The organism is Neobacillus niacini (assembly GCF_036961885.1).
GTDB lineage: Bacteria > Bacillota > Bacilli > Bacillales > Cytobacillaceae > Neobacillus > Neobacillus niacini_H.
The window spans coordinates 21,127-27,376 of sequence record NZ_JBALNQ010000072.1 but is presented as its reverse complement, the minus strand read 5'-3'; the positions used below and the strand labels follow the sequence as shown (position 1 = coordinate 27,376).

Genomic DNA, 6,250 nt, shown 5'->3' with positions numbered 1-6,250 from the left:
GCGGAAAGCGTAGCCCCTCGTGACAGGCAAAGAACGCCTGTCCCTGAGATGATTATTCAATGATGCTTTCCTTAGTGTAGCGCAAATCAACAGCCGAGTTTAACTCAGACTGAAATTTAACAAAAGTGTCTTAGGGGTGAAGGTAATGATTATTGATATTTCAAGAAGACTAGTTAATGGGATGCCAGTTTGGCCAGGAGATACGCCATTTCATTACGAAGTCTCATGGTCGAAAGCTGATAGTGGTTCAGCAAATGTTGGGAGTTTGACCATGAGTACCCATACAGGGACGCATGTGGATGCTCCCTTTCATTTTGATGATAACGGAAAAAGAATTATTGATTTAGATCTTGAATTGTACATTGGACCAGTCAGGGTCATTGATATGATTGGGAAGGAAAGTATCGGTGCGAAGGAATTCGAAAGGATTGATTTAGAAGGCTGTAAAAGAGTGTTGTTACGGACACTCTCATGGAGAAATTCCACTGAATTTCCTGAGTTTATCCCCCATTTGGAAGCTGATCTGGGGCCATTTTTAGCGAAAAAGGGAATCCGTCTTATTGGGGTGGATGTTCCATCCGTTGATCCAATTGACAGTATCGAACTTCATGCCCATCATAGTCTAAATAATAACGGGATTCATATCCTAGAATCCGTTCTTTTGGAAGAAGTAGAACCAGGTGATTATGAACTCATTGCCCTGCCATTGCCATTGGCTGAAGGTGATGGCAGCCCAGTTAGGGCGGTATTGCGTTCATATCAAAAATAAAAACAGCGGGATCAATCCCCGCTGTTTTTTCATGATACGCTCAACATAAAACCCATATACCCAGTAAGGATAAAAAGTAAACTCATGAGTAATGACAATGCTTTTGGAGCTTTTTTGATAAAGGTGATAATGATTAAGGCAAGGAAAAAGAAAGCTACAATAAACAGACTTACTGAAACTATCCCTAGGGAAAAGTGTAAAGGAAAACTAATTACACCAGGGTGGAAAAAGCTAAATAGCTTTGAAGTACCTTCTGCTATTACCATCCTGCTAAGTTCATGCGGCGGTGAAGCTTGTCCAAGTGCACCCGTGATTGAAAAAACAACGAGTACAATAATACTTTCCAGCTTCGCCCATGGTAGCGGATTATATGAAGGATCATTTTTTAATCTTTTCCGAATTAGAAAACTGTTAACAAAGGCAAAAGCCAGTAATGGAATAATGGCCAAATGTTTAATTAACAGTGTTTGACCATAGGATATGGCGGTTACATTAACATATTGTGTTAATTCCATGTGAAAGGTCATTAAAGAAATTCCTGTAATGGCAGTTGTAAGCAAACATAAAACTGCTACAGGTGAAAACCATTTTAAGAAATTCAACCAATTGTCATGATTCTTAGAAAACCAGCTGACAACCAAAAGGATTCCAACCCAGACGGTAATAGCTAGAAAGTGGACTGTGTGAGTTAGGAAACCTGCAAATTTGGATAAAGAGGCTGCATGGCTAGACCAGCCAAGGTTTGCAATTAAGATAAGTGTAAAGATGAGACCTGTCAACGAAATTATAGGTTTTTGTTCAAGTTTAATGGGAATCAGATAAATAAACAAAATCAATGAAATAAGTCCCGTACTAATCCACGTTTTTCCAACATCAAAATTCGTTAACACCGACTGAAGTGTATAGGCTAAACCCAGATCCTCATATAAATATAGAACAATATTTAACACTGGTAAAAATGAAAATATAGCAATACCAAGAGTTGCACCTAAAAGTACACTTTTTGGAATCGATATTTCCGGTCGAGCTGTTTTGGGAATAAGATTCATAATAAAGCTTCCTAGTAACACCGAAAAACAACTATACAGCAATGCCTCACTTACGATACCTGCAATAAACATCTAAACTTGTTTCCTTTTATAAATTAACCAGTAGCTACCAAAGCCCAAAATGATAAGTAAACCAATAATAGCTGGCAGCAGATAATTCATCATTGACGGTTCATTAGAAACAGCCGCTTTTGTTTCTGTAGCTTGTTCTTTCAATACTGTTTCCGTATCTGTTGCAGATTCTGTTACCGTGGTCACAGTTTTATCCGATACTGTTGGTTCAACTTGATCGGGTGCTATCGTATTTTCTGGAAGCTGGACGGAAAAAGGAACATCGCCTTCAAGCGGATGACCATCCTCGCCAATAATTTTCCAATGAATCATATATGATCCGTTTAAAAGCTCATTCTCTACATTCGCTACTAATTGATTACCGTTAATTGAAACCGTAGAAAGTGGTATAGCGGTATTTTTTTCATCAAGTAAGGTAAAAGAGCTTGTAAATTCTAAATCCGTTTCAAAAGAAAGAGTGATCGTTTTAAGTGCCTCGGTAACGATCTCACCATTTTTAGGTGTAGAATCTTCTAGGTGGGAATGTGCAAGGACATTTGCTCCAAATATGAAGAACACCAACAAAGAGAGTAGAGTAATTTTATTTAACATCATTTTCAACTCCGATATATTGTTTTCTTGCTGTTCAACATTCTACCACCATTTCCCCGAAGATATATCAATTTCGAGATAATGTTCACAATCTGTTCATAAATACTCCTGAAATACATGATTTATATCAATTCCTTACAAGCGGATTTGCAGTAAACTTAGGAAAATGCATCCTAGAAAGGTGTATTTTAAAATTAAATCAATTTTAATATAAAAAGGAGAGAGTGAAATATGCCAAACATTCAAATAGAAAACCAAAGAGCTGTCATAGATATTCGCGAGAGAGTCTTAAAGGGTGAACATCCACGAAGGGAAATTTTAAACTTTGTAAAATCAGCTCCAGTCGGAACCATCATTGAGATTCATTTACCCCACAGAGGAGAGCCACTCGTTGCAAATTTCCAATCCTTAGGAATGAATGCAATCGTCAATGAAATCGAACCAGGGCACTTCCGCCTAATGGCAATAAAGCTGAATGAAATCTAATGCATTTCAGAAATCCTTTTTAGTTCATCCAACTCTAGAATCTGTATTTGGCGCTGCCCCTCCATATGAATATATCTCTGAGACATAAACGCCAAAAGCTTTCTGCTGACAGATTCCGGAGTTGTTCCAATAAAGCTGGCTAAGTCCTTCTTCGTAATAGGGAGAGTGAAGGCACCTGTTTTTGTATTCATTTTATCGTGAAAAAGAACAAGCGCCCTCGCAAGTCTTTGCTCCACTTCCAATAAACTCATATTTCCAACGGTCTCATCTGCTTCATATAAACGATCGTTCATAGCAAGCAAAAAGCGGAACGACAAATCAGAGTTTCTTTCCATTGTTTGTAGAAAATCCCTTTTTTCTATTAAACATATTACTGTTTCTTGGACTGGCTCTGCATTCATATAGTGGTTTTCATCTCTTAATAACGAAAACAACCCGAAAAAATCCCCTGGAAACAGCAGTCTTACAATTTGTTCTTTCCCTTCTGCTGAGGTTTTCGTTAGCTTAATCAACCCTTCTTTTACAACAAAAAGTGTTTCAGAATGATCCCCTTCCCTAAAAATATAATCTCCCTTTTGAAATTTGCTGCTTCTTGTAACCTTTCGTAATGCCTGTATATCTTCAGTCTTCATCCCGTTAAATACTGGAACAGTCGTAAGGCAGGAAGATTCTTGGGGGCAAAGTTCACAACACATTCGCCGATCACTCCTTAAATGAATTAATACTTAAAGTTTATCCTCTTTAATAATTATTTGAAGTGATTCATATCAATTCTTGATGTACGTCAAGGTTAAATGAGAATGATTCTTATAAAATGAAGGAGCAAGCACCAACTGTGAAGGATAAAGAAAAATGTATAAATTTCGGTAAAATTTTTACTGAAATCATTTTAGAAAGGGGATTTTTAAAGTGAGTATAATTCAGTTCTCTTTAAACGAGGTTGCCTGTTCAGGGTGTATTGGAAATATTAAACGGAAAATAAAAAGATACCAAGGTATTGAAAAGGTAAAAGTTTTAGCAGGTAGTGGAAAAATTGAAATTAATTTTAATGAAGCGATAATTGAATCAGAAGAAATAAACTGCACCATTCATAAATTGACTAGACGTACATTTGATTAATATATTTTTCCTCCCTGTTAAATAATAAACAATAACAGGGGGGATTTTTTTGGAGCAAAATCAGGATAGTAAGTTTGAAAGTGCATTTCTTCCCATGACTTCCATAGGCAGTGGAATGGGAATGGCCGTTTTATCTGATGTTTTTTGTTATACGAATCAAATAGTCAATCTTGCATTAGTGGGCAATCAACATGAATTTGTGCTAATCGATACAGGGATGCCCAAGAGTGCAGATGAAATTACCGATATGATTACCGAACATTTTGGTGAGGAAGCCCGCCCAAGTGCGATTGTTTTAACACATGGTCATTTTGATCATGTAGGTTCATTAGTTGCGCTTCTAGAAAAGTGGCGTGTCCCCGTTTATTCACATGAGTTAGAGATACCTTATTTAACCGGTAAACAGGACTATCCCCCAGGGGACCCAGGTGTGGATTCCGGGCTAGTGGCAAAGTTGTCCCCAATGTTTCCGAATCATGGAATTAATATTGGTGAACAAGTTAAGGCTTTTCCGCAGGACGGTTCCATCCCGCATATGCCTGGTTGGAAATGGATACATACTCCTGGGCATACTCCGGGACATGTATCGCTATTTCGTGAACAAGACCGTGCTCTCATTGCAGGGGATGCCTTTGTAACAGTGAAACAAGAGTCGCTTTATAAGGTACTGACACAAACGCAGGAAATCAGTGGACCGCCAAGATATTACACAACCGATTGGGATGCAGCGTATGAATCTGTTAAAACGCTAGAGGCACTTAAGCCCGAAATAGCAGTAACCGGTCACGGAATTCCGATGACTGGCGAGGATTTAAGAGAGAATCTAAGCTATTTGACAGCAAATTTTAAAGAAATAGCAATGCCAAAAAATAGTCGATATACGAATTGAAAGTGAACCCATTCCTTGCTAAGGAATGGGCTTTTTATGGACACAGTTCTCTAAATAGGTTACTATCAGACGAATGTTCGGATATAATATGAAGAAATGAGATAAAAAAAGGAGTCAATTATGTTAAATACCTTAAGCCCGTTTTTACAAGAAGCATGGGAAAAGTCTGGTTTTCAACAGGCAACATCCATTCAGGAAGCGGCAATACCGTTGATAATCGAAGGAAAAGATCTAATCGCAGAATCACCAACTGGTACGGGCAAGACACTTGCTTATTTGCTGCCATTATTAAATAAAGTTGAACCTAATTCACAATCATTACAAGCAGTTGTAATGGCGTCATCACAGGAATTAGTTATGCAGGTTTACCAAGAATTCCAAAAGTGGTCTGAAGGTAGTGCAATTAGAGGTACCTCGATAATTGGCGGGGCAAACGTAAAACGTCAGCTCGAAAAATTAAAAAAGCGCCCCCATGTCATTTTTGCTACACCTGGACGCCTGTATGAACTAATTAAACAAAAAAAGGTAAAAATGCATGAAGTTAAGCTCGTCGTTCTCGATGAGGGAGATCAGCTGTTAATACCAGAACATCTCAACACCGTCCAAAATATTGTTAAGTCAACAATGGCAGACCGCCAAGTCGTTTTATTCTCCGCAACCATGAAAGCTGGCACAGAGAAATTGGCAAAGGAAATGACGAAGGAACCTGAAGTACTTCGCATCGAAAAGGATGAGCTTGCTTCATCTGGAGATGTAGAGCATATCTATTTTATTGCTGAACCAAGAGATAAGATCAAGCTGCTTGAAAAAATAGTTCGCTTGGATAATATTAAAGCGCTAGCGTTTATTAATGATATCGGTGAGATTCAAGTTTTCAAAGAAAAGTTTGATTTTAAAGAGCTATCAGCCGGAATTTTACATAGTGATATGAAGAAGCTTGAGCGGCAAGCAGAGCTTAAAGCGTTCCGTGACGGCAAAACGAAAATGCTGATTGCAACAGATGTTGCAGCACGAGGATTGGATATTCAGGGTGTCACCCATGTCGTACACGTTGATTTCCCTAAGGATATTGCCCAATATGTGCACAGGGCGGGAAGAACTGGAAGAATGGGTGCGGATGGTATCGTTATTTCTTTAGTGACCGAGCGAGAAGAACGAGAATTAAAACTTTATTGCAATGAGCTAAAAGTAACCCCTCAAAAAAGAATATTTTACAAAGGGGAAATTGCAGAACCAGAACAAAAGGCTCGCCGTTAAAAAAGGCAGTAGGGGATT

The 6,250-nt window shown here is 38.4% G+C and carries 8 protein-coding genes; 5 read left to right on the top strand and 3 right to left on the bottom strand.

Going from position 1 to position 6,250, the window contains the following annotated elements; genetic code table 11:
* The first annotated feature begins 145 nt into the window (after positions 1–145).
* Positions 146–769 (top strand): arylformamidase, encoded by a 624-nt coding sequence (kynB, locus tag V7124_RS24300; protein WP_335494200.1) that lies wholly within the window; start codon positions 146–148, stop codon positions 767–769.
* 29 nt (positions 770–798) lie between these two features.
* Here kynB and V7124_RS24295 read toward each other — a convergent pair whose 3' ends face one another.
* Positions 799–1,818, bottom strand: a complete 1,020-nt coding sequence (locus V7124_RS24295; RefSeq protein WP_335494198.1) for a copper resistance D family protein — start codon at positions 1,816–1,818, stop codon at positions 799–801.
* A 72-nt stretch (positions 1,819–1,890) separates the two neighbouring features.
* The gene (locus V7124_RS24290; RefSeq protein WP_335494196.1) at positions 1,891–2,481 is read right to left on the bottom strand and encodes a copper resistance CopC family protein; all 591 of its coding nucleotides are present in this window, start codon (positions 2,479–2,481) and stop codon (positions 1,891–1,893) included.
* Between the two features lie 231 nt (positions 2,482–2,712).
* On the opposite strand from V7124_RS24290, the gene V7124_RS24285 reads away from it, so the two are divergent.
* Positions 2,713–2,967 (top strand): amino acid decarboxylase, encoded by a 255-nt coding sequence (locus tag V7124_RS24285; RefSeq protein WP_335494194.1) that lies wholly within the window; start codon positions 2,713–2,715, stop codon positions 2,965–2,967.
* Here V7124_RS24285 and V7124_RS24280 read toward each other — a convergent pair.
* Positions 2,964–3,662: a Crp/Fnr family transcriptional regulator gene (locus tag V7124_RS24280; RefSeq protein ID WP_335494192.1), complete on the bottom strand. Its 699-nt coding sequence runs from the start codon at positions 3,660–3,662 to the stop codon at positions 2,964–2,966. The two genes, V7124_RS24285 and V7124_RS24280, sit on opposite strands and share 4 nt — an antisense overlap.
* A 214-nt stretch (positions 3,663–3,876) precedes the next feature.
* On the opposite strand from V7124_RS24280, the gene V7124_RS24275 reads away from it, so the two are divergent.
* From V7124_RS24275 to V7124_RS24265, 3 genes are all read left to right on the top strand, one after another.
* The gene (locus tag V7124_RS24275; protein ID WP_335494189.1) at positions 3,877–4,086 is read left to right on the top strand and encodes a heavy-metal-associated domain-containing protein; all 210 of its coding nucleotides are present in this window, start codon (positions 3,877–3,879) and stop codon (positions 4,084–4,086) included.
* 49 nt (positions 4,087–4,135) lie between these two features.
* Positions 4,136–4,975 carry an MBL fold metallo-hydrolase gene (locus V7124_RS24270; protein WP_420490591.1) on the top strand — a complete coding sequence of 280 codons (840 nt, stop codon included), beginning with the start codon at positions 4,136–4,138 and terminating at the stop codon, positions 4,973–4,975.
* Between the two features lie 120 nt (positions 4,976–5,095).
* On the top strand, positions 5,096–6,232 hold the full coding sequence (locus V7124_RS24265) for a DEAD/DEAH box helicase (RefSeq protein ID WP_335410991.1): 1,137 nt from the start codon (positions 5,096–5,098) through the stop codon (positions 6,230–6,232).
* Positions 6,233–6,250: the final 18 nt, after the last annotated feature.

Excerpts from the sequence above, each read along its gene's own strand:
- kynB (WP_335494200.1), top strand. The coding sequence starts at position 146 with ATGATTATTGATATTTCAAGAAGACTAGTTAATGGGATGCCAGTTTGG.
- V7124_RS24295 (WP_335494198.1), bottom strand. The coding sequence starts at position 1,818 with ATGAATCTTATTCCCAAAACAGCTCGACCGGAAATATCGATTCCAAAA.
- V7124_RS24290 (WP_335494196.1), bottom strand. The coding sequence starts at position 2,481 with ATGTTAAATAAAATTACTCTACTCTCTTTGTTGGTGTTCTTCATATTT.
- V7124_RS24285 (WP_335494194.1), top strand. The coding sequence starts at position 2,713 with ATGCCAAACATTCAAATAGAAAACCAAAGAGCTGTCATAGATATTCGC.
- V7124_RS24280 (WP_335494192.1), bottom strand. The coding sequence starts at position 3,662 with ATGTGTTGTGAACTTTGCCCCCAAGAATCTTCCTGCCTTACGACTGTT.
- V7124_RS24265 (WP_335410991.1), top strand. The coding sequence starts at position 5,096 with ATGTTAAATACCTTAAGCCCGTTTTTACAAGAAGCATGGGAAAAGTCT.